The organism is Deltaproteobacteria bacterium, assembly GCA_021737785.1.
Classification (GTDB): Bacteria; Desulfobacterota; DSM-4660; order Desulfatiglandales; family Desulfatiglandaceae; genus AUK324.
On sequence record JAIPDI010000009.1, the window covers coordinates 76,131 to 98,881 of the forward strand.

17 protein-coding genes are annotated in these 22,751 nt (G+C 53.0%); 12 read left to right on the forward strand and 5 right to left on the reverse strand.

The window, feature by feature from the left end; genetic code table 11:
• The first annotated feature begins 18 nt into the window (after positions 1–18).
• The 11 genes from treY (at position 19) to K9N21_06805 (ending at position 15,948) form a co-directional block, all read left to right on the forward strand.
• Complete coding sequence (gene treY / locus K9N21_06755) at positions 19–2,673, forward strand: malto-oligosyltrehalose synthase (GenBank protein MCF8143604.1); 2,655 nt, start codon at positions 19–21, stop codon at positions 2,671–2,673.
• A 187-nt stretch (positions 2,674–2,860) separates the two neighbouring features.
• Positions 2,861–4,597 carry a malto-oligosyltrehalose trehalohydrolase gene (gene treZ / locus K9N21_06760; GenBank protein ID MCF8143605.1) on the forward strand — a complete coding sequence of 579 codons (1,737 nt, stop codon included), beginning with the start codon at positions 2,861–2,863 and terminating at the stop codon, positions 4,595–4,597.
• A 339-nt stretch (positions 4,598–4,936) separates the two neighbouring features.
• Entirely contained in the window at positions 4,937–6,397 is a 1,461-nt protein-coding gene (locus tag K9N21_06765; GenBank protein MCF8143606.1) for a TrkH family potassium uptake protein, read from the forward strand.
• 3 nt (positions 6,398–6,400) lie between these two features.
• Positions 6,401–7,069, forward strand: coding sequence for a TrkA family potassium uptake protein (locus tag K9N21_06770; protein ID MCF8143607.1), 669 nt, complete (start codon positions 6,401–6,403; stop codon positions 7,067–7,069).
• Between the two features lie 218 nt (positions 7,070–7,287).
• On the forward strand, positions 7,288–9,534 hold the full coding sequence (locus K9N21_06775) for an amino acid permease (protein ID MCF8143608.1): 2,247 nt from the start codon (positions 7,288–7,290) through the stop codon (positions 9,532–9,534).
• Positions 9,535–10,028: 494 nt separating this feature from the next.
• Positions 10,029–11,159, forward strand: a complete 1,131-nt coding sequence (locus K9N21_06780) for a site-2 protease family protein (GenBank protein ID MCF8143609.1) — start codon at positions 10,029–10,031, stop codon at positions 11,157–11,159.
• Positions 11,160–11,324: 165 nt separating this feature from the next.
• Positions 11,325–11,612 (forward strand): coiled coil domain-containing protein, encoded by a 288-nt coding sequence (locus K9N21_06785; GenBank protein MCF8143610.1) that lies wholly within the window; start codon positions 11,325–11,327, stop codon positions 11,610–11,612.
• Between the two features lie 99 nt (positions 11,613–11,711).
• A complete protein-coding gene (locus tag K9N21_06790; protein ID MCF8143611.1) occupies positions 11,712–12,437 on the forward strand; it encodes a HAMP domain-containing histidine kinase in 726 nt (241 codons plus the stop codon).
• A 327-nt stretch (positions 12,438–12,764) separates the two neighbouring features.
• Positions 12,765–13,718: a universal stress protein gene (locus K9N21_06795; protein ID MCF8143612.1), complete on the forward strand. Its 954-nt coding sequence runs from the start codon at positions 12,765–12,767 to the stop codon at positions 13,716–13,718.
• A gap of 212 nt (positions 13,719–13,930) precedes the next feature.
• Positions 13,931–14,656: a ZIP family metal transporter gene (locus K9N21_06800; protein ID MCF8143613.1), complete on the forward strand. Its 726-nt coding sequence runs from the start codon at positions 13,931–13,933 to the stop codon at positions 14,654–14,656.
• Positions 14,653–15,948 (forward strand): cation diffusion facilitator family transporter, encoded by a 1,296-nt coding sequence (locus K9N21_06805; GenBank protein ID MCF8143614.1) that lies wholly within the window; start codon positions 14,653–14,655, stop codon positions 15,946–15,948. Before K9N21_06800 ends, K9N21_06805 begins: the two co-directional genes overlap by 4 nt.
• 92 nt (positions 15,949–16,040) lie before the next feature.
• Here K9N21_06805 and polX read toward each other — a convergent pair whose 3' ends face one another.
• Both polX and K9N21_06815 read right to left on the reverse strand, forming a co-directional pair.
• Positions 16,041–17,762, reverse strand: coding sequence for a DNA polymerase/3'-5' exonuclease PolX (gene polX, locus K9N21_06810; GenBank protein MCF8143615.1), 1,722 nt, complete (start codon positions 17,760–17,762; stop codon positions 16,041–16,043).
• 116 nt (positions 17,763–17,878) lie between these two features.
• The gene (locus K9N21_06815) at positions 17,879–18,133 is read right to left on the reverse strand and encodes a hypothetical protein (protein MCF8143616.1); all 255 of its coding nucleotides are present in this window, start codon (positions 18,131–18,133) and stop codon (positions 17,879–17,881) included.
• Between the two features lie 407 nt (positions 18,134–18,540).
• Here K9N21_06815 and K9N21_06820 point away from each other — a divergent pair, with 407 nt between their 5' ends.
• Positions 18,541–19,287 carry a PRC-barrel domain-containing protein gene (locus K9N21_06820; protein MCF8143617.1) on the forward strand — a complete coding sequence of 249 codons (747 nt, stop codon included), beginning with the start codon at positions 18,541–18,543 and terminating at the stop codon, positions 19,285–19,287.
• A gap of 160 nt (positions 19,288–19,447) precedes the next feature.
• Here the strand turns inward: K9N21_06820 and K9N21_06825 are convergent, their stop codons facing one another.
• From K9N21_06825 to K9N21_06835, 3 genes are all read right to left on the reverse strand, one after another.
• Positions 19,448–19,726: a hypothetical protein gene (locus tag K9N21_06825; protein ID MCF8143618.1), complete on the reverse strand. Its 279-nt coding sequence runs from the start codon at positions 19,724–19,726 to the stop codon at positions 19,448–19,450.
• Positions 19,727–19,848: 122 nt separating this feature from the next.
• Positions 19,849–21,900: an NAD-dependent DNA ligase LigA gene (gene ligA / locus K9N21_06830; protein ID MCF8143619.1), complete on the reverse strand. Its 2,052-nt coding sequence runs from the start codon at positions 21,898–21,900 to the stop codon at positions 19,849–19,851.
• Positions 21,901–21,976: 76 nt separating this feature from the next.
• Complete coding sequence (locus K9N21_06835; protein MCF8143620.1) at positions 21,977–22,711, reverse strand: DUF72 domain-containing protein; 735 nt, start codon at positions 22,709–22,711, stop codon at positions 21,977–21,979.
• Positions 22,712–22,751: the final 40 nt, after the last annotated feature.

A 22,751-nucleotide genomic window follows, 5' to 3' on the forward strand; every position in this document is an offset into this window, starting at 1 on the left:
ACAAAACAGGACAGGACCATGGACAACCCCGCAGCGACATACCGCGTTCAACTCTTTAAGGACTTCGGCTTCCAACAGGCTGCGGATATCATCTCTTATATAAGCGATCTCGGCGTCAGCCATTTATACACCTCCCCCTACCTGCAGGCTGCCGCCGGCAGTACCCATGGGTACGACGTTGTCGATCCGACCCGGGTGAATGAGGAACTCGGGGGCGCCGAAGCCCATGCCCGTCTCTGCCAGGCGCTTCAATCCTCAGGTCTGGGACAGATAAGTGATGTGGTCCCCAACCATATGGCCATTGCGGGCCGGCAGAATCCCTGGTGGTGGGACGTGCTGGAGAACGGCCCTTCAAGCCGGTACGCGACCTACTTTGACGTGGACTGGGAGTCCTCTGATGACCGCTGGCCCAACAAGGTGCTCCTGCCGGTCCTGGGCGACCATTATGGCCGCATCCTGGAGGATGGTCAGCTTCGGCTGTCGCACCGAAACGGATCTTTCACTCTTCGTTATCAGGACCATGTATTCCCGACGGATCCTTCCAGCCTGGCAGAGCTACTCAGAAAAGCGGCGGGATCGTGCGGATCCGAACTCCTTGCCTTTCTTGCGGAGAGCCACAGCCGCCTGCCGCGTCCCACCGTCACCGCCAGGCAGGCGGTGGAACGCCGCCACCGGGATAAGGCGGTACTGTTGAACCTGCTGACCAGACTCTGCCATGAGGCACCGGAAACCGGGAAAGCGATAACCGCCGAAGTTGCGTGCCTGAACCATAACCCGGATGCGTTGGATGTGTTCATCGATCAACAGAATTATCGGCTGGCGTTCTGGCGTACGGCAAGCCGGGAGCTGGGATACCGGAGATTTTTCGACATCAAAGATCTGGTCGGCTTGAGAATAGAGGATGCGGAGGTTTTTCACGCCACGCACGAACTCCTTATCACCTGGGTACAGGAGGGATGGGTCCAGGGACTTCGCATCGACCATCCTGACGGACTGCGCGATCCGACCGAGTATTTCCATCGATTGCGGGAGGCCTGCCCGAATGCCTGGATTGTTGCTGAAAAAATTCTTGCACAGGGCGAAAAACTTCCTTCGGAGTGGCCGATTGCCGGGACTACCGGTTATGATTTCCTAAACCTGATGAACGGGCTCTTTATCGATCCGGCAGGCGAAAAAGGTCTGACGGAAGTTTATGAGAATTTTACAGAACAGGAGATCCATTTTACCGACCTGGTGCATGAGAGCAAGCGTCTGGTGCTCACGGACCTTCTTGAAAGTGAGCTCAATCGTCTCACCAGCCTTTTCCTGGATATCTGCGAAGGGCATCGCCGGCATCGGGACTATACACGCCACGCACTGCATTGGGCATTGCGCGAGACCGCGGTCCATTTTCCGGTGTATCGGTCCTACGTATCCGCATCCAGAAAAACCGTCACCCGGGAAGACGAAATTTCCGTCATTCAGGCCATCGAGGGCGCCACAAGAGAGCGGCCCGATCTTGACGCCGACCTCTTTTCCTTCCTTCAAGATCTGCTTCTTCTCCGTGTCGGCGGTCCTCTGGAAAACGAACTCGCCATGCGGTTTCAGCAATTGACCGGTCCGGCCATGGCCAAGGGTGTCGAGGATACCGCCCTCTACCGCTGGCATCGTCTGGTCGCCCTCAACGAAGTGGGGGGAGATCCGAGCGGCTTCGGAGTTTCTCTCGACCAGTTCCATGACGCCTGCACCATTGCGCAAAGAGAGCATCCACTGGGGATGCTCGCCTCCACTACCCACGACACTAAACGGAGCGAGGATGTCCGCGCCAGGCTGGCAGTGCTCTCCGAAATTCCTGAGCGCTGGACCCATGCGGTGCATAGATGGGCCGACCACAATGAGCGGCATCGGAGGGGGGACCTGCCGGATCGCAATATTGAATATCTTTTTTACCAGACAGTGGTCGGGGCCTGGCCCATCGATGTGGCACGCATCACGGCATATCTGGAGAAGGCCGTCCGGGAAGCCAAGATATACACTTCCTGGACCCGGCCGGACGAGGTCTACGAGCGCACTGTGCGTGAGTTCGCCATTGCGGTAATGGAAGATGAATCCTTTCGCGCCGATCTGGAGGGTCTGGTGGCCGATCTCATACTCCCCGGAAGGATCAACAGTCTCGCACAGACGCTCATCAAACTCACCTCACCGGGGGTCCCCGACATATACCAGGGAACAGAATTGTGGGACTTGAGCCTGGTGGATCCGGACAATCGACGGCCGGTGGATTTTGCCCTGCGCCGGCGTCTGCTGGAAGACGCCGCCCGCCTTTCTGCGGAAGCCATTCTGGCGCGGATGGATGAAGGGCTGCCCAAGCTCTGGGTGATTCGGCAGGCCCTCCATCTGCGACGCGGAAGACCTGAAATTTTCGGCCCAAAGGGCGCCTACCGGCCCCTGTATGCACACGGCACAAAGGCCCAAAATGTGGTCGCGTTCCTTCGGGGGGAAGCCGCTGTCTCCGTGGCACCGCGGCTTGTCATCGGATTGCAGGGGGGTTGGGCGGATACGGTGCTGGAACTGCCGGCCGGGCACTGGCACAACATTTTGACCCATGACGAATGGCCCGGCGGGCCGCTGCTGGTCAGGGACATTCTGGCCCGCTTCCCTGTCGGCCTTTTGGTTCGAAATGACGTTTCCTAGATATTGAGTACCGGGAGGATCTGGGATCGGGAGATGAGACGTGAGAACAAATAAGCCTGGAATCGTAGACTCCATATCACCCATCGCGGGATGTTGGGGAACATGAGGATGGGGTGCTTTGACCTTTCAGCTTTGAGCTTTCGGCTTTTAAGCTTTGAGCTTTCCAGCTTAATATCGGATATTCAAAATGACTGAGATATCAATATGGGCGCCCAGGGCCCGCTCGATGGAATTGGAGAGCCAGGGGGGGCGAATAGACATGACCCGGAATGGGGCCGGTTGGTGGACCGTGGACGCCCCGTCCATTCAACACGGCGTGGATTACGCGTTTTATGTGGAAAATGAGGGTCCGTTTCCCGATCCACGGTCTCCCTGGCAACCGCAGGGTGTTCACGGTCCGTCGAGATGGGTCGATCATACCCGGTTTGTCTGGTCGGATAAGGGCTGGCAGCACCCCCCGCTCGGGTCGGCCGTCATCTATGAATTGCACGTGGGCACATTTACCCGGAGGGGTACGTTTGATTCGGCCATTGACCGTTTGGATTATCTTGTCGACCTCGGTGTCACTCACGTGGAGCTCATGCCCGTGGGGGAATTCTCCGGGAACCGCGGATGGGGATACGACGGGGTCGATCTCTATGCGCCCCATCATGAGTATGGAGGCCCGGAGGGACTTAAGCGTTTGGTGAATGCGAGTCACGAAAGTGGCCTTTCCGTCATCCTGGATGTGGTTTACAACCACCTGGGTCCGGCAGGCAACTATTTGGGCCGATTTGGGCCCTACTTCACCCACCACTATGCAACACCCTGGGGGGAGGCGGTCAACCTGGATGGCCCTGACAGCGATGAGGTGCGGCGCTTTTTTATTGACAATGCCTTAATGTGGCTACGCGATTACCATATGGATGGTCTTCGTATCGATGCTATCCATGCCATTCTGGATACCTCCGCCGTCCATTTCCTGGAACAGCTCGCCGATGAGGTGGAGACTCTCGAGGCTGAACTGGGTCGCCATCTGATACTGATCGCCGAAAGCGACCTTAACGATCCCCGGGGGGTGCGGCCCCGGGAGATAGGGGGGTACGGCCTCGATGCCCAATGGAATGAGGACTTCCATCACGCCCTTCACGCCGCCCTCACCAGAGAACAGAGCGGCTATTATCAGGATTTCGGGCGTCTGGCCGATCTGGCCAAGGTCCTGACCCAGGGGTTTGTTTATGACGGCCGCTACTCCCGATATCGTCATCGTCGTCATGGGCGGACCGCCGCGGGGATTTCAGGACACCGGTTCATCGGCTGCCTTCAGAACCACGATCAGGTAGGCAACCGTGCGTTAGGTGAGCGAACAAGCCATTTGCTCTCACCGGAACAGCTCAAGATCGGGGCAGCCCTGGTCTTGGCCGGTCCCTTTGTGCCGATGCTCTTTCAAGGCGAGGAATGGGGTGCCTCAACCCCCTTTCTCTATTTCACCGAACATGCCGAGACAGAACTGGGTGAGGCCGTGAAACGCGGACGGCGGGAGGAATTTGCAGCCTTCGGCTGGAACCCTGACGATATCCCGGATCCTCAGGCCGAGGAAACCTTTATCAAATCCAAGCTCGACTGGGACGAATTGAAACGAACCCCGCACCATGCGCTTCTTGACTGGCATCGGTCTCTCATCCGTCTGCGTCGTCGGCTGCCCGCATTGACCGACGGGCGGATGGAGAATACGTCCGTGCACTCTGACGAGGCCGCACGCTGGCTGGTCATGACCCGCGGATCTGTGAGCGTGGTTTGCAATTTTTCGGAGACAAACCAACATGTTCCCGATTTCAAGCCTGGTCCAAAGGAGATGGTTCTGTCTTCCGGACACGGGGTTTCAGCGGAACAGGATGGGATTCTTCAGCCGGGACATTCCGTTACCATCTGGGTGGACGGTTAAAGCCCGCTGTTTGCGGAAATGACGATCATTTCGGGATGGATGGTTCGATTAAAGGCGTTGTCATCTGTTTACCGAAAGGAAAAAAGATATGTTTGGGAGGCGGATCATGGAGGGAGGTGATCCAATAGGCACCCTTTTTTTAAACCCGCACAGATTCGAAAGCACCCTAACTCTTAAATCAGAGAGGATAAAACCATGGGTATGAAAGAAGCGTATCAACAAAATTGGAGGCACAGCTGGACGAATGGAAAGCCGACATCGATAAGATGAAGGCAGAAGCCGACAAGGCAGATGCCGAATGACGGCTAACGGTCCCAGGCAAGATAGATGAGGGGATAAGTGTCAAAACAAGCAACCGGTCTCAGCTATGCGGTCCGTTTCCCGGTCCTGGCAAAGTATTTCGGGCAGCTCTGCCTGGTGGTCGCTGCGCTGACGGTTGTGCCGCTGGCCGTATCGCTGATCCATGGTGAGACGCCGATTGCTTTCAGATATGCGATAGTCATTGTCGTGTTGGCAGGGACCGGCGGAATCCTTGGGAGGATGCCCGCGCCCCGGGAGGTTCAGGTCAACGAAGCCATGGTCCTTGTGGCGTTCATGTTCCTCGTAACGCCGCTGGTGATGTCTTTCCCCATGATGGGTTCCGGACTGTCTTTTCCAAATGCCCTCTTTGAGGCCATCTCCGCAGCCACCACCACCGGTCTCAGCACGGTGAAACGACCGGAGGGGATGCCGCAGACGTTTCTTTTCGCGCGCACCTGGATGCAGTGGTACGGCGGCCTCGGAATCGTGGTTTTCTCCCTCGCCCTCCTCTTCCGGCCGGGGGCGACAGCCAAGAGAATCGCTTTCACCGAAGACATGGAAGACGATCTGGTGGGCGGTACAAAAGCCCATGCGCACCGGGTGCTGGTCGTGTATGCCATTCTGACCGGGGGCGGCATCCTGCTTTTATGGGTCCAGGGGGTCGGATTATTCGACGCGCTGCTCTATACGATGGCGTCGGTCTCCACTGGGGGGTTTGCACCTCATGAGACCAGCCTGGCTGCACTGGACGGTCCGGTTGTTCACTTTTCCGTTATCCTGGTTTGCCTGGCGGGTGCGCTCCCTCTGAGTTTCTATTCCAGGCTGTATAAAAAAGGCCCTCGACCGGCCATCGACGCACTGCAATTGCGCGGGCTTCTGATCATGGGCGGGGTGGCGAGCCTGTTGCTTGGCGTTTGCCTGGTCGTGACACAAGACACCGGATGGATGCAGGCGCTTCATCATGCCCCGATTGTCGTTTTTTCCGCCCAGACGACGGCGGGCTTCTCAAGCATGGATCTGTCGCAGCTCCACGCCGCCGCCAAGCTCGTGCTGATTATGATCATGGCTGTCGGCGGCGGCGTCGGTTCGACAGCCGGCGGATTTAAGATCCTGCGCCTTTTGATGATCATAAGCCTTTTGCGCGTGTTCCTCAGGCGGGCCTGCGCCAGCACGCATGCGGTGGTTGAACCGCGGATCGCCGGCCGGCGCATGGAAGAGACGGGGATTCAGGAAGCCTTACTCATTGTTCTGCTGTTTGCGGCGGTCATTCTCATTTCATGGCTGCCTTTCTTGTATGTGGGATATGACCCCATGGATTCCCTTTTCGAAGTGGTTTCCGCCACAGGGACGGTCGGACTTTCGGCAGGGGTGGTCGGTGCTGAGATGCCGATGTTGCTCAAAGGGATTCTTTGTGTTGACATGCTCCTGGGAAGACTGGAAATACTGGCCTGGCTGGTGATGGTCTATCCCGGGACCTGGATCGGAAGGAGGTTGTCATAGGCGATGAGAATTGCTTTTGTAGGTGCCGGTGAAATCACCGTAAGGACCGCTGAGTTGCTGATCGAACGAGGCCACGAGGTGATCATTATCGAAAATAACCCGGAAAAGATCGAGGAACTTTCGGATATTCTGGACTGCAGTTTTCTTAATGGAGACGGAAGCAAACCGGCGATTCTGCGCGAGGTGGGTCCGGATCAGACCGATGTGCTCTTCTGCCTGAGCGACAGCGATCAGGCAAATTTGATATCGAGCCTGGTCGGACGATCTTTGGGCTTCAAACGGGTCATCCCGAGTCTTCAAGACCCTGAATTCGAGGGAATCTGCCGGGAGCTGGATCTCAAAGACGCCATTGTGCCCTCCCGGACCATCAGCCGCTATCTGGCCGACATGGTGGAAGGTGTGGATATTCTGGAGCTCTCCACGGTGATTAAAGGAGAGGCGAGATTCTTTACCTTCACCGTAGATAAAGAGAAGGGAAAGCGGATCGCCGAACTCGACCTTCCCGGCAATGCCCGGGTCGTTTGTTATTATCGAGAAGGCCGGTTCTCTCTTGCAGATGAGGAAACCAGTCTTCGAAAAGGCGACGAGATGGTCATTCTGACCCATAGCGAATCCATCCCTGATTTGACAGAGCGGTGGAGGCTGAAAGAGGGAAACAATGAGGAATCCTAATACACAACCCGTGGTATTCCCGGGGAAGCGCATTGGTGTCGGAACAATCAGGTGATGGATACGGCGCGAGGCGACGCTCGGGTCTGTTTCTGTGTCCGGCGGTTTTTATGATGGCTTTGTGTTGACCCGGAGTATCCGTTATAGGGATAAGAGGGGCCCTGAACTGAGTGACAGAAATTTAGGAGTAAGTAAAACAAACGGAGGTCGCGAAAACCGATATGTCTAAAGATGCCGAACTGGAAAGGCCTGCGAGCGCCGATCGGGCGGTGCAAAAGGAAGTCGAGGAAAAGATCACCGGCAAACCTTCCAGGAAGCTTTTTGGAACGTTCAGCGGGGTCTTCACACCGACGCTTTTGACCATTTTAGGCGTGATCATGTATCTGCGGGTGGGCTGGGTGGTCGGCAACGCCGGACTTCTGGGGGCATTGCTCATTATTTCTCTTGCATTTGCCATCACTTTCTGCACGGGCCTTTCCTTGTCCAGCATCACCACCAATATAAGAATAGGTGCAGGGGGCGCATTTTCCGTAATCTCACAATCGTTGGGCCTGGAAGTAGGCGGCAGTGTCGGCATCCCCCTCTACCTTGCGCAGGCTTTGGCCGTGTCCATGTATATATTCGGTTTTCGGGCAGGTTGGCTGTGGATTTTTCCTGATCATTCGCCCGTGCTGGTCGATCTTGGGACATTCGTTGTATTATTTACCATTGCCTTCATCAGCACCAGTTTGGCTTTTAAAATCCAGTATGTGATCCTGGTCACGATAATCGTTTCGTTGATTTCTGTTGGTGCCTCGGTTTTTACCACATCCTGGGGTCAGAATGTGCAATGGTGGGGTACTTTTCCCGGTTCTCCGGAAACAGCGTTCCAAGGCGTTGACTTTTGGGTGGTTTTTGCGGTCTTTTTCCCTGCCGCGACAGGTATCATGGCGGGAGCCAACATGTCCGGAGATTTGAAGAATCCGCGCAAAAGTATTCCCGTGGGAACACTTGCCGCCATTGGCATATGTTTCGTCGTTTATATCTTGCTGGCGGTATGGCTGGCAGCAGCCGTACCCACCAAAGAACTGCTCAACAACTACAATGTGATGATTGATCGTGCCGTTTGGGGGCCTGCTGTTTTAGCGGGTCTGCTGGGAGCGACTTTTTCTTCGGCCCTTTCCTCGCTGGTGGGCTCTCCGCGCATCCTGCAAGCCCTGGGCGAACACAAGATCCTTCCCGCCAGTGACTGGTTTACTGTTCGCACATCCAAGGGAGAGCCCCGAAACGCCTTGCTTCTGACCGGTGCAATCGTGCTGCTTGCCCTCATGTTGAGAAACCTCAATGCCATTGCGCCCCTTATCACCATGTTCTTTTTGACCACGTATGCCACGATCAACGTTGTGGTGCTCATCGAGCAAAGCCTCAAGCTGGTCAGCTTTCGGCCTCTTTTGCGTATTCCCCGATTGGTGCCAATGATAGGAACAGCGGGATGTCTTTTTGCCATGTTTATAGTCAATGCGGCCTTTGGGGGCATCGCCATTGCTGTGGTGATCGCTCTGCATACATATCTGGTTCATAAGCGTATCAAGGCGCCTTTTGGCGATGTACGCAGCGGCCTGTTCACCGCCTTGGCCGAATGGGCCGCCGGAAAAGTCGCAAGCCTGGCCGGTCCTCGCGAGAAGACGTGGAAGGCAAATCTCCTGGTTCCCGTTGAGGACTCGCAAGAAATTACAAACGTCATCCCTCTGCTGCGGGACATCGCTCGACCCAATGGCTTTGTTCGCTTGCTCGGCCTGACCGGGGATCGAAATTATCATGAAATGACGAAAAACCTTCCTGCCCTGACACAAAAATTTGAAGAAAATCAGATTTTTTCGACCTGGACGGTAGTCGACGCCGCAACATTCAGTGAAAACCTCGCGGCCGGACTTGAAGCCCTTGGCGGGGCTTTTTTCCGCTCAAGCATGATTTTCCTTCCTTTTCCCGAGAACGGCGAGCGAGAAGAAAAAATCCACCGAATCATTCAAGATGCCCGGAAAAACAAGCTGGGCGCCTTGCTTGTTTCCGGTGAAGAGTTTGGTCGATCAGCAGGTGGGGGTGTTCATTTAATCATGGACCGTCCGGATAACGGTTGGCGGATCGGTGTAGACTTGGGAAAAACGGATCTGGCCTTTCTTTTGGCTTACAAACTGAAACGAAACTGGAAGACAGGCATGGTTCTCACCGCCTTTCTGTCAAAAGCAGGGGAAGATCAACAAGCTTCGGAATTCATGGAGGCGGTAGTGGAGCTGGCAAGGGTCCCGAACGTCAAGTTCAGACTGGCGAATTCCGAAGAGGAACTGCGAATTGATTCGGGCGATTCCGCCATAACCATTTTCAGCATAACCGATGAGGTGGATTTCAGGGAATTACGCAAAAGAATTCAGCTGGCCCGAAGCCCTTGCCTTTTTGCTATGGATTCCGGCTGGGAGAATGCATTGGCATAGAGTAGAGGAAAGGTTGGACCGGGTCATTAAACTTGCGGAGCATTTCGGCTCTGAATTGCATAATTAGTGCCTGAACGAAAACCCCGTTCAGGCACTATTGAATATTCAAGAATTGAAAATTGAAAATTGATGGAACAAATTTTACAATAACAGAACCTCTTCTCATATTTCACTGTTTCTTGATTTTCGGGGTTTCCGTTCGGGTACTAATTATTCGCCACACAAAAAAATCTTTGGAGGTGATTCTCAGGTCCCTAACACCTGTGGTATTTACAACAGCAGAATTAAGCTATATACGCCGTATCATTAGCTTAAGCCCCAACGGGTGCAGGCAGGTGCGGCTTCAGCCGCACTTACAGGGATACACCAAACAACAGAGGCGGCCAACCGAGCCTTAAGTTAATGACATTGGGTATGGACTGCGAGGAATGGATCTGTCGTTGGCCAGCTTGGTCGGCCGCGGCATGATGCTTTTCCAACAAAAGGAGAAACGTATGTTTGGAAAACAGCTCAATCTATTTAAGTTATTTGGTTTCCAGGTAAAAATCGACTTCAGTTGGGTCTTCATCGCCGTTCTTATCGCCTGGTCTCTGTCAACCGGGCTGTTTCCGTTCCAATACCAAGGGCTGTCAACCCGAACCTATTGGATCATGGGAATCATCGGTTCGCTGGGATTGTTTCTCTCTATTATCATCCATGAGTTTTCCCATTCTCTGGTGGCGAGAAGATATGGCATGCAAATGAAAGGGATCACCCTCTTTATCTTCGGTGGAATGGCCGAGATGTCGGACGAGCCCCCGAGCCCCAAGGCCGAGTTTATGATGGCCGTTGTGGGTCCCGTCACCAGCATCCTCCTTGCCGGCGTTTTCTATGTCATCTATATCGCCGGCGCCACTGAAGGCCAGCCCAATCCCGTGAACGGTGTGGTCCAGTATCTTGCTTTTATAAATGCGCTCCTGGCCGCCTTTAATGTCGTCCCCGCATTTCCGCTGGATGGGGGAAGGATGCTCCGATCCGTTCTCTGGGGAGTCAAGGGGGATCTTCGCTGGGCAACCCGCGTCTCCGCCCGGATCGGTTCCGGTTTCGGCATTCTTTTGATTGGCCTCGGTATTTTCAACGTCTTTGCCGGGAATTTCATCGGAGGGATGTGGTGGTTTCTTATCGGCATGTTCCTCTACAGCGCAGCCAAAATGTCCTACCAGCAGTTGCTCACTCGAAGGGCCCTGGAGGGCGAGTCCGTGCGCCGTTTCATGAAGAGCGATCCCATCACCGTATCCCCCGGCATGACCATAAAACAGCTCGTGGAAGACTATGTGTATGCTTTCCATCACAAGTTGTATCCGGTTGTGGATGGCTCCGGCAGGCTTGACGGGTGTATCACCACCCAACAGATCAAGGAGGTGCCCCGGGAGGAATGGGATCAAAAGCGGATAGGGGACCTGAAAAATCCCTGCTCCAGGGAAAACACCATCTCGCCGGATATGGATGCGGTCGAGGCCCTTTCATTAATGAACCGGACCGGTGCAAGCCGTCTCATGGTCACGGAGAACGGTCGGCTCGTCGGTGTTGTGACGCTCAAAGACATGCTGAAATTCCTGTCTCTGCGAATCGAACTGGATATATGATGTTTCATGATGCCCTGTCCAAGGGTCGTCTGCCTCTTTTTTATAATTCAAATAGTGGATTGCACCTATTTACACTGGCATAAGACTCGGCTAAATATTGGATAGAACCTTTTTTTGTCACAGGTTCCAAAACACCTTAACCCTTAAATCAGAAAGGATAAAACCATGGGTATGAAAGAAGCGTATCAACAAAAATTAGAGGCACAGCTGGACGAATGGAAAGCCGACATCGATAAGATGAAGGCAAAAGCCGACAAGGCAGATGCCGATGCACAGCTTGAGTATTACAAGCGAATCGAGGAGTTGCGGTCAAAACAGGAATCAGCCCAGGAAAAGCTTGAAGAACTCAAGGAAGCTGGTGAAGACGCATGGGAAGATCTTAAAGCGGGCGTTGAGCTTGCGTGGGGGTCGCTTGGGGAGGCTGTAAAATCAGCCAGTTCAAGATTCAAGTAAAACCTCGTTCAAAAGATTATTGCGGCCGGCAAAAAATTGTGGTTTGTACAATATCAGGGGTTGGCTTTCTTGATCTCTTTGGATGTCATGGAGGGAGGAATGGGTTCCAATGAAAAAGAGACTTGTGTGCCTGAAGATTTTCTGGCCCATCTCATCCACGACCTGAAGGCGCCGGTGGTTGCCATGGGCGGTTTCGCCAGGCGCCTCCTTGAGGGAAAGATGGGAGCGGTAACTCCCGAACAAAAAGAGGGTCTCAATATCATATTAAAAAATTGCGAGAGGCTCGAACATGACTTGAAAATGGTGCTCCAGCACATGAAGGCGGATCTTGTCGAGGAATTGTCGCCGCAGGTTTTCGACGTCGTAAAGATTGTCGAAAGGGTTTGTGAAACCCTCAAACCTGAGGCAGAGGAAAAAGATGTCTCTCTGAACCTTCAGGCGCCCGGCCAGGCAATATCGGTTGAAGCCGACCCGTTCATCATAAACAAGGCCATTTTTAATCTGGTAGATAACGCCATCCGGTATACCGAGGAGGCAGGCCGGGTTCAGGTGGCCATATCAATGCAGAATGATTTTGTGGATATCAAGGTCGCGGACAACGGTAAAGGCATGGAAAAAGAAAAACTTGACCTGGTCCTTAAGCCTTTTGAAGAGGTGATGGAGGTTCGGGACAGGAAGCTTCGCGGTTTCGGCCTGGGGCTCTCAAATGTGAAGCGGTACGCGGAATTAAACGGGGGAATGCTCCAAGCAGACAGTACCCCGGGTAAAGGGAGTGAATTCATCCTTCGAATTCCCAAATATGATGAGCAAGACGCGGATGAATAGACCCGTCAGGCCGCCCTGGGAGATTGCAAAATGATTTAGGACAAAATAATTTGAAACTTAGAATCTTTGGTTATAATCCCGCCTTGCGGGACACCATGCGGAGAAGTTGGCGCCTCATCGGTCAGCGCTCAAAGATTGCCGGGATTTGCACCATGCCTCTTTGGTTGCGGCCGTCAGGCCGCCTTGGGAGAGGTTGCAAAATGATTCAGGACAAAATAATTTAGAAACTTAGAATCTTTGGTTGTAACTTCTCTGCAAGAGGGACAAGACAGGGGTGCCTGCTGAAAACGCAAAAATCGACCAAAAACACGAAAATGGAGCGAAAAAATGACCGAAGCCACCAGAGTGCTTTTTGGAGTCGATGACTCCGACTTTTCAAGAACTTCTCTCATCGCCGTGGGCAAGTTGATCGCCGGGAACCGGGGGGGCCGCATCGGGATCTTTCATGGCGCACCCGATCCGCGCGTCATTTTCTCTAAATTCGCCCACCTCGATCGCGAGGATGTGGAAGGACATGTCAGACGGCTGAATTTAGAATCGAAACACTGCCTGGATAGGGCCAAATCCACATTAATCGAGGCAGGGATCGAAGGGGAACGGATTTCCACTGTTCTTGAAGAGAATTGCAGCGATCCGGCAGGATCGATGATCGATTTTGCAGCATCGGAAGGGTTCGACGCTGTCGGCCTGGGGCGTTTTGGTGCAAGCACCGCCGGTCGTCATGTAATGGGATCCATTTCTTATCGGGTGGCCTGTTCCTCAGAGAAAGTTCCGGTCTGGATTGTGGACCATCGCGTTCATTCCCGAAATCTTCTGATATGCATGGTGGGAGTACCGGTCGGACAGCGGATAATCGATCATGTTGTAAACCACTTTACCCATTTAAATGAAAGCCGATTCACCCTGTTTCACGTAATTCCTCCGTTCAGCATACAGGCGGATGATATCACAAAGTTTCTGTCTCACTCTTCTTCTGAAGTGGAAAGGGATCGGCTTATGGAGGATATCAACGTACCCCTGAAACGCACCGAAAAGGCTATGGAAGAAGGCAAAAGCAAGCTCATAGCAGCCGGTATCCCTGAGCGGAATATCGATTTGAAAATAAAAGCGCAGGATCAGGGAATTGCCAGAGATATTCTGGCCGAACTGGAAAGCGGCAATAACGGGATACTGGTGACGGGTCGAAAGGGATCCAAGGAGATCAAAGAATTCGGCCTCGGCAGCAAGGCCTATAAGCTCCTCTGTGCCGCCGGGGCATTCATGACCTGCCTGGTGAATTGAAAACCCGAAAGAATGTATCCTAAAACGGGTCGGCATCATAGAAAACGCCCTAAGAAAGCGAGCCGGCGTTGCTGTTCGCATCTTCTGCTCTGGATCATCGTACTCACCAAGGCCGAGTCCGAGTTTAAGCGGGCCTGCAGGGACGGCCGGGAAGAGTAACATAGGTACTGTGGGGGTATTGAGGCGGCCGATCAATCGCTGGAGAGGTGACCATGGATCCCATTGTGTGGATAGTCCTGATTATGGTGATGGGACCCGTCATCGGATCCCTTATCGGCGTACTCAAAAAACCTTCTTTCGGCTACATCTGCAATATGCTCTGTTTTGCCGCCGGCGTGATGCTGGCGATTTCCTTTCTGGAGCTTATCCCCAGCAGCATTGAAATCTCGTCCATCCTCATCTGCGTCAGCGGGCTGGCCTTCGGTTCCCTGGTGATGTACGGTCTGGACCGGCTGATCCCCCATATACACCCCCAGCTCTGTTCCCAGGAGCAGGGCTGCAATCTGGAGCGTACGTCCGTTTATCTTATTCTGGGGATATTTCTTCATAACTTTCCCGAAGGCATGGCCGTGGCCATAGGCGCCGTCACCGAAGTGAACGTTTCTTTCGCCATTGCCCTGGCCATCGCCATCCATAACATTCCTGAGGGGATCTGCACCTCAGCCCCTTATTTTCATACCACCGGGGCCAGATTAAAGTCCTTTCTCCTCTCTTCGTCGACGGCCATTCCGATTCTGGCCGGCTATGTCCTGGCACGATACGTATTTCAAACGATCTCCCCCCAAATCATCGGATTTATCATTGGTGCGACAGCCGGTCTGATGATCTATATTACAGCGGATGAGCTTATCCCCAATGGGTGTGCAGGGTCCAATCATCAGACCATCTTCTCTCTGATATTGGGCATTTTATTTGTCATATTCCTGGGTTCGATATGATGGACACAAATGGCGCCCATACCAGGGAGACAGCGGGTGAAGAAACCAGGCAGATACAACGGATTGCCTCTTACGGATTTCTGCTGAACCTCGGCCTGACAGCCATGAAGGCCACGCTGGCTATTTTTTCCGGCAGTCTCGCCATCACTGCAAGCGCCATCGATTCCGCAACAGATTCTGTTGCTTCGCTGGTGCTTTATATCGGACTGAAGCTGTCCAATCAAAAAACCGCTACATTTCCCTTCGGCCTTTATAAAATTGAGAATCTTCTCTCAGTGGTTATGGCATTCTTCATATTTTTTGCCGGATATGAAATTGCGCGGCATGCATTCTCACCCGCAAGAATGCCTCCTGAAATATCCCTGGCGACGATCCTCCTTGTTTCAGCAGGAACGATTGCAACGTTTATCTTCGGTCAATATGCCATTGCCGCAGGCCGGCGAACCGGGTCGCCGACCCTCATTGCCGAGGGCCGGCACCGCCAGGCGGATGTCCTGGCTTCTTTGGTCGTAGTGGTCTCCATTTCGTTAAACTACTTCAGTCTGGAATTCAATCTATACGGCATCACTGTGGACCAGATCACGGCAATCCTGGTGCTGCTGTTTATTGCCCGCACCGGATGGGAGCTTCTTTCCGATGGGATGCGTGTCTTGCTGGATGCCTCGATTGATCACGAAACATTGGCCGAGATTCAAAAAATTATCGAATCGGAACCCATGGTTGCGGAAGTACGGTCTCTTGTCGGTCGTAACGCCGGCAGATTTCGCTTTATCCAGGCCGCCGTAAGTATGAGGACGGACGACCTTCAAAAAGCCCACGGAATCAGCGAAAAGATCACATCAAAAATTCGAAATCGTGTTCCCCATGTGGAACGCGTCTTTATTCATTATGCGCCCCAAGCTCGTGAATACGTGCGAATTGCAGTCCCCCTGTCGAATCCAGACGGAAAAATGAGCCGGCATCTCGGCGAATCCCCCTACTTTGCCATTGCACGGCTGCGCCTGAACGACCATCAAATTGAGGAACAGGACATCGTCGAAAATCCTTACATTGACTTGATAAAGGGGAAGGGGATCCGGGTGGCCGAGTGGCTGGTCGCAAAGAACGTGGACTGGATAGTTCTTGCAGAAGAAATGAAGAACAAGGGTCCTGCCTATGTTTTTTCGGATGCCGGGGTGAACATTCTTGTGGTCCCAGCAACAGACCTGAAAAAAGCGATCACTTCTGTTTTCGAACAAGACCATCTCACAACAGCGTCGCAAGCGCCGCCTCAGACGTTGGATGACGAATAGGGGCAGGCTGGAAGTCAGGGCCCCGTTAATCACTTGTAAAACAAGAAAACGCGCCTGAGTTTTTCAGCGAGAAATTTTGGTTGAGGAAGGGACTACGTTCTTTTCAGCAGCTTCCTGAGTTGCTTCAGGTCTCTGGTATTGATGACATCATCCGGCTCCACCCATCCCCGGCGGGCCTGATCTATGCCGTATTGCATCAGGTTGAGGTCGGCGATACTATGGGCATCCGTTGAAATCGCCAGCTTGAGCCCCATATCCTTTGCCATTTTGCAGTGAACATCCGAAAGGTCGAGCCGATCCGGGTGGGCATTGATTTCGAGGAAACAGCCTCTTTCCTTGGCCCCCCTTATGATTCGTTCCAGGTCAATCTCATAGGGATCGCGCGCATTGATCAACCGTCCGGTGGGATGGGCGAAGATATTGGTGTAGGGGTTGTCCATGGCGCGGAGAACACGTTCGGTCATTTTTTCCCTGGAAAGCCGGCGCTGGTAATGGACAGAGCAGACGACAACGTCCAGTTCTTTCAGGATGTCGTCCGGCAGGTCAAGAGATCCGTCCTCCAGAATGTCCACCTCTATCCCCTTCAGGAGAACAATGTCTGCAAGTTTCCCGTTCAACTGATCGATCTCTTCGATTTCTTCTGCAAGACGACCGGCATCCAGACCGTGGGCCATGGTTACCTTCTTGGAGTGATTGGTAATGGCGAGGTAATCATGGCCGTAATCCTTGGCAGCATTGGCCATCTCTTCAAGGGTGGCATGCCCGTCTGTTTCCGTGGTGTGGGCATGCAGGTCGCCTCGAAGGTCATCGAGCCCGATCAGACGGGGCAGCCGCCCTTTCCCGGCCGCTTCCAATTCACCCCGGTTCTCTCGCAGCTCGGGTTCGATGTAGGGTAGATCCACCTGGTCGTAGACCTCTTTTTCGGTTTTGCCGGCAATGCGCTCATCTCCCTTGAACACACCGTACTCATTGATTTTGAGATTTTTTTTAACGCCCAGCTTGCGCACCGCGATGTTGTGGGCCTTCGACCCTGTGAAGTAGTGGAGGGCCGCCCCATAGCTGACCTGGGGGACAACTCTGAGATCCACATGAAGCCCTGAGCGCAGGACCACAGTGGCCCGCGTGGTCCCTTTGGAAACAACTTTTTTGACATCCTCATAGTGCACAAAACGGTCCATTACACTGGCACCTTTCCGGCATGTGACCAGGATATCCAAGTCCCCCACGGTTTCTTTTCGACGTCTATAACTCCCCGCTACCGTAATTTCCTTAATTCCTTTCCCTTCCTTGAGATAGTCCACCAGTGATTTGGCTCTCTGCTCAGCCTCTATCAACTTGATCCGCGCTTCTTGCTCTTCAAAAGCCTCCAGTTCCTCCAGAATTTTTTGCTGGGTCTTTTCCCCGAACCCTTTCACTTCTTTAACTTTGCCCTGGCGGGCCGCTTCTTCAAGGTCTTTGAGACTGGTCACCCCCAGATCCCGGTTCAGCGCCTTTACCCGTTTGGGACCTATTCCCTCCAGCTTCATCAGCTGACTCAGCCCCGACGGGGTCTTGCCTTCAAGTTCTTCAAGCTGGGCAAGAGAACCGGTTTCCACAATCTCCTTGATCTTTCCTGCCAGATCTTTACCGATCCCCCTCAATTCTGTGAGATCGCTTTCTGATTCGATCCTGTCCGACACATTCTGGGGCAGATTGGCGATTATCCTGGCCGCATTTCGATATGCACGGATTCGGAATGGACTTTCGTCTTCAATTTCCAGGAGATCCGCGACCTTATTGAATATATCGGAGACATCGGAATTTTGAACGGGCATTAGCGATTCCCTGTAGGATACTGAATCCCGGATTGAAAACCGGATACTCGCTGGTGCGAAGCAAAAGCCGGTCTTCAGCGGGATTGGATATTCTCCCTCGTTTATCCGGGGGGTCCTTACCGCCCGGCTGGAAAGATCTTTGCCAGGAGGCGGTAATGTCCCTCCATGTCGATCGCCTCCGGTATCATGTCCAGATTGAGATCCCGGCAATTACAATGAGTACAAGTGAATTGGGGCCATCTGGCCCGGACCGCCCTCTCCAGGCATTCTCCATAATAAGGGCAAAACGGATTCTTAAATGGCGAAGAATCCTCTTCCTTGCATATCTCCGGTTCTTGACGGTAAAGCGTGCGATGTTCTGTTGCGGTCATTTTTCCCCTCCTCGGTTACGGTTTTGACGACTTATCAGGCAGTATCTTAATGTGAGTGCAACGACTTACGCCCGGCGCCGGGTAACCCCCACCGCTGCCGGAGACCCATCACCAAATCCCGGGCGGATACCATCTCTCTTCACCCGTGACCCGTTGCTAAAGATTAACCCATTCGACAGGGATATAAATAGGGTGCATTCATTATCTTTCCCTTAGGGACACCGTATCCCCCTACCCGGTTCAAACCGCTGTTCATACCTTATACTTGTCCAGGGAAATGCAAATAAGGCATTCCCCCCATTCCTTTCAACAGGAACGATCACGTATTTTAGACAAAAGACAACATTAAGCGATGATGTCAACGGTGCAGAAAAATCCAGGACATCAGATGAATGAAAGGAGACGGCATGCTGCGAAGTCTAAGTGCAACGGAGAATTATGTTCTTTCCGCCAAAGACGGCGATATCGGTCGCTGCAAGGATTTTCTCTTTGACGATGAATTCTGGACAATTCGCTATATGGTGGCTGACACGGGAAAATGGCTGCCCGGCAGAAAGGTTCTGATATCGCCTATTTCCCTCGGGGAACCCGATTGGCTTCAGCGGCGGTTTTCAGTAAATCTGACCAAGGAACAGATCGAAAACAGCCCGCCGCTTGATGAACATGCGCCGGTATCGCGACGTTATGAAAAAAGGTATTTCGGGTATTATTACTGGCCCTATTACTGGACCGGTGGAGATATCTGGGGTGCAGCGCCATATCCCCCCGCAGTGCCGGTTGAGTATCCCGAAGAGCTGGAGGAGGAAGAGAAAGATCCGGAGAAAAGCCACCTCAGATCCGTCAAAGAGGTGACCGGTTATGATATCCAGCCAACGGACGGTAGAGTCGGTCACGTAGAAGACTTTATCGTCGATGATGAGACATGGACCATCCGATATATGGTGGTAGATACCCGGAAATGGCTGCCGGGACGAAAGGTTCTGGTCTCGCCGGAATGGATTGAGACAATAGCTTGGGGGGAGAACACGGTATCGGTTGATCTGAGTACCGAAGAGATCAAACAAAGCCCTGAATACGATCCTGCCGAACCGGTCAACAGGGAATACGAACTGCGGCTCTATGATTTTTACGGCAGACCGACCTATTGGAAATAGACTCTTTGACTGTAACTTCTACGCAACGTGCGGAGAAGTTTTGGTGAACCGCGCAAAGGACGCAAAGAAGTCTGGATGGGTTCTGTCATGAAAAACAAGAAATGCTTCTCATTGGCACAATTCTTGGTCTTCTTTATTTAATTGAAAATGACCGAACCGGTTATCCAAAGTAGACCAGGGCCTGCCTCATATCGTCATCAATGTCATTTACCAGATTGTCCAGTTCCGTCTTGTATGTTTGCCAGCTGTTTTCATCAGATTGCTCCAACACTTTCAGCCTGGCCTTGGCGTCTTCATGTTTTCGGAGAGTCGTCTCTATCTGAATATCCGGGGTGTTTTCCTTCCTCCGTTCCATTTTGGTCTTTATCTCGTTCAACGTTTCACCCAGTTCCGCCAGCCGGATATCCATTTGTGTACGGTATTTTTCTTTTTCGTTCATCGCTGTCTCCTTCCTGAGAATGCTGTCAAAAGCCTGTTCGTTAACGGCTTATAACCCCAAAAAAAACAGATGGCCATGGGGTCAAGCCCGTATATATGTCCGATGAAAAAAGTACCATTGTGCTATCCCTGTATCATTTTTTTGAAGTCCTCTTCATCAATGATCCGAACTCCCTGATTTTTGGCATCGTCCAGTTTGCTTCCAGGATCTGCCCCTGCAACCACATAGTCTGTTTCCCCGCTGACGCTTGAAGTGGCACGGCCCCCCAGATCTTCCACACGTCTTTGGGCCTCATTTCGCGTATAATTTTTCAGTTTTCCTGTAAAAACAAAGACCTTGCCTTGAAGCGGCAGTGCCTTTTGCTTACCGCTCATCTCATTTGGCTCTACGCCTTCTTTCTCGAGGCGTGCCAAAACTTGTTTATTTATGTCTTCTGCAAAAAACTGGGTCACCGCCCGCGCGATTTCAGGCCCTATCTCCTCAGTGTTTTCCAGGTCATTCTTAGTCGCTTCTTTGAGGGCCTCCAGGTTTTGAAAGCGTTCCCCCAGTACCCTCGCCATTCGACGACCCACGTGGCGAATGCCCAGGGCGTACAGGAATCTGTCCAGCGGGAGATGCTTCGTCTCCTGTATGGCATCGTGAAGCTGTGTAGCGGATTTCTGTGCAAAACCGTCCAGTTTGAGCAGATCTTTCGCCGAGAGGGTGTAAAGATCCGCAACATCATTCACAAGACCCTTTTGGACCATATCCTGAGCTGTCTTCTCTCCCAGCCCGCTGATATCCAGCGCATCTCTCGAAGCGTAGTGAACGATCCTGCCGACAACCTGAGGGGGGCAGGAAAGGCCGGCAGGACAAAAATAATACGCACCCTCCCTGAAGATCTTGGCCCCACAGGCCGGACATTTAGTGGGCATGGAGAATGGTTTCTGTCGCTTTTTGCCAGGTGCCTTGACGCGTTCCATAACCTCGGGTATGACGTCCCCCGCCCGTACGATACGCACCTTGTCGCCGGGTCGCACATCCTTTTTCTTGACCTCGTCTTCATTGTGCAGGGTGGCCCGGCTGACCGTAACACCCCCCACGTCCACAGGCTGGAGAAGGGCTACCGGCGTCAGCACACCCGTTCTTCCTACCTGAACTACAATCTCCTCCAGGATAGTCACTTCCCTCTTGGGCGAGAACTTCCAGGCATAAGCCCATCGGGGGCTCCGCTGCCGCACCCCGAGTTTCGCCCTTTGCTCATAACTGTCCACCTTGATGACAATCCCGTCTATCTCGTATTCCAGATCGTCTCGCCGTCTTGACATCTTTTCATGATACGACGCAATGGCCTCAAAACCGGAGGCCTTTTCACGGTGAGGGTTTGTCTTGAGTCCCCACCGGTCGAACTGCTTCAATGCCTCCCAGTGGGAAGCAAGGCCATCCCCTTCGATATTGAGTATTTCATAGAAAAAGATATCCAGCGGCCTCCCTGCCACATTTTTTGGGTCCAGCTGCCGCATGGTGCCTGCAGCTGCATTCCGAGGATTGGCGAATGGATCCTGTCCCTTTTCGATGCGCTCGCGGTTCAACTGCTGAAATCCCTGTTTGGTCATAAAGACCTCTCCCCGGACCGAGAGAAAATCGGGCAAACCCGTTCCATCCTGCAGATGCATGGGAATCACCCGGATGGTCTTGACATTTTCCGAGATATCTTCGCCTACCTCTCCGTTTCCGCGCGTGGCGCCATACTGGAAGCGTCCTTTCTCGTAGACCACTTCTATGGAGAGTCCATCGAACTTGGGCTCCAGTACATATTCGACCGTTTTCCCTTTGGTGTTGCGGCGCATGAAATCATGGAAGTTGCGGACATCTTTCTCTTCCAGGGCTGAATTCAGGCTGAGCATAAGCTCGGCGTGCGCCACCTTCTTCAACTCGTCCACAGGTTCGGCCCCCACCCGCTGCGTAGGAGAGGTGTCGGAAAGAAGATCCGGGAATGCCTCCTCCAGTTTTTCCAGACGCTGGAAGAGTTTGTCATAGACAGCATCCGAGATCCGGGGCTGGTTCTTGACATAGTAGAGATAGTCGTGATATTCGATCCCCTCTCTCAAGGCCTCCACCTCTTTGCGGGCCTCTTCCCGGCTCAGCTTATCCACATCTTTAAAATCAATGTCAGGATTTTTCTTGAAGTCCATAGCGTTATCCAAAGAAGGCCCAAGGCGTTAGACACCAGGCACCGGGTTTCCATTCGGAAATACATATCCCCAGTACCTACTTCATTATCATTTCCTGCAGCTTCAATGCATTTTGAGCGGCATATGCCGCCTCGTCATTGTCAAAATAACAGAACACCTCTCTCCCCATGTCCGTCCAGGTGGAAAAGGCGCCCGCCCATCCGGAAAGCGCCGAAATCGTGTATTTCCCCTTGTAGGCCCCTTCGGGCCCGTGGAGTCGAACGTAGATGAGGTCCGCGGTAACCTCTTTGGGAGAGAGGTATCCGGCCAGATCGTAGATGCAGAAAGCCGTCCCGAACATATCCATGGCCTCGTAGACCGCAGGGTTCATCCAGGACGTGTCTCGAAACTCAAAGGCATACCGGTGATCCCCGGGCAATACCTCCAGAAAATCATAGAATCGGTCCGGATTAAAGCGCCATCGGGGAGGTAGTTGAAAGAGGATCGGACCGAGTTTGTCTCCCAGGACATCCACCCTGTTCAGAAAGGTGTTCAAGGGCTCTTTGGGATCTTTCAGCTTTTTCATGTGGGTGATATAGCGGCTGGCTTTTACGGCAAATTTGAATCCTTCCGGGACGGTCTTGCGCCATGCCTTCAGGGTCTCCGCTGTGGGAAGCCGGTAAAAGGAATTGTTTATTTCCACCGTATGGAAATGCTGAGCATAATATGCAAGATAGTCTTTGTTCCGTATGTCGTCGGGATAAAAAGCTCCTTCCCAGTGCTTATAATGCCAGCCCGAAGTGCCCACATGTACGTTTTCCAGCCCTGCCATAAAATCTCCTTGTTTAGGCAACGGTCATTTCCCCTTCAGG

Coding starts and splice junctions, on each gene's coding strand:
- K9N21_06790 (MCF8143611.1), top strand. CDS start 11,712: ATGGGTTCCAATGAAAAAGAGACTTGTGTGCCTGAAGATTTTCTGGCC.
- K9N21_06780 (MCF8143609.1), top strand. CDS start 10,029: ATGTTTGGAAAACAGCTCAATCTATTTAAGTTATTTGGTTTCCAGGTA.
- K9N21_06825 (MCF8143618.1), bottom strand. CDS start 19,726: ATGAACGAAAAAGAAAAATACCGTACACAAATGGATATCCGGCTGGCG.
- polX (MCF8143615.1), bottom strand. CDS start 17,762: ATGCCCGTTCAAAATTCCGATGTCTCCGATATATTCAATAAGGTCGCG.
- K9N21_06835 (MCF8143620.1), bottom strand. CDS start 22,711: ATGGCAGGGCTGGAAAACGTACATGTGGGCACTTCGGGCTGGCATTAT.
- K9N21_06800 (MCF8143613.1), top strand. CDS start 13,931: ATGGATCCCATTGTGTGGATAGTCCTGATTATGGTGATGGGACCCGTC.
- K9N21_06770 (MCF8143607.1), top strand. CDS start 6,401: ATGAGAATTGCTTTTGTAGGTGCCGGTGAAATCACCGTAAGGACCGCT.
- treY (MCF8143604.1), top strand. CDS start 19: ATGGACAACCCCGCAGCGACATACCGCGTTCAACTCTTTAAGGACTTC.
- treZ (MCF8143605.1), top strand. CDS start 2,861: ATGACTGAGATATCAATATGGGCGCCCAGGGCCCGCTCGATGGAATTG.
- K9N21_06805 (MCF8143614.1), top strand. CDS start 14,653: ATGATGGACACAAATGGCGCCCATACCAGGGAGACAGCGGGTGAAGAA.
- K9N21_06815 (MCF8143616.1), bottom strand. CDS start 18,133: ATGACCGCAACAGAACATCGCACGCTTTACCGTCAAGAACCGGAGATA.
- K9N21_06775 (MCF8143608.1), top strand. CDS start 7,288: ATGTCTAAAGATGCCGAACTGGAAAGGCCTGCGAGCGCCGATCGGGCG.
- ligA (MCF8143619.1), bottom strand. CDS start 21,900: ATGGACTTCAAGAAAAATCCTGACATTGATTTTAAAGATGTGGATAAG.
- K9N21_06795 (MCF8143612.1), top strand. CDS start 12,765: ATGACCGAAGCCACCAGAGTGCTTTTTGGAGTCGATGACTCCGACTTT.
- K9N21_06820 (MCF8143617.1), top strand. CDS start 18,541: ATGCTGCGAAGTCTAAGTGCAACGGAGAATTATGTTCTTTCCGCCAAA.
- K9N21_06785 (MCF8143610.1), top strand. CDS start 11,325: ATGGGTATGAAAGAAGCGTATCAACAAAAATTAGAGGCACAGCTGGAC.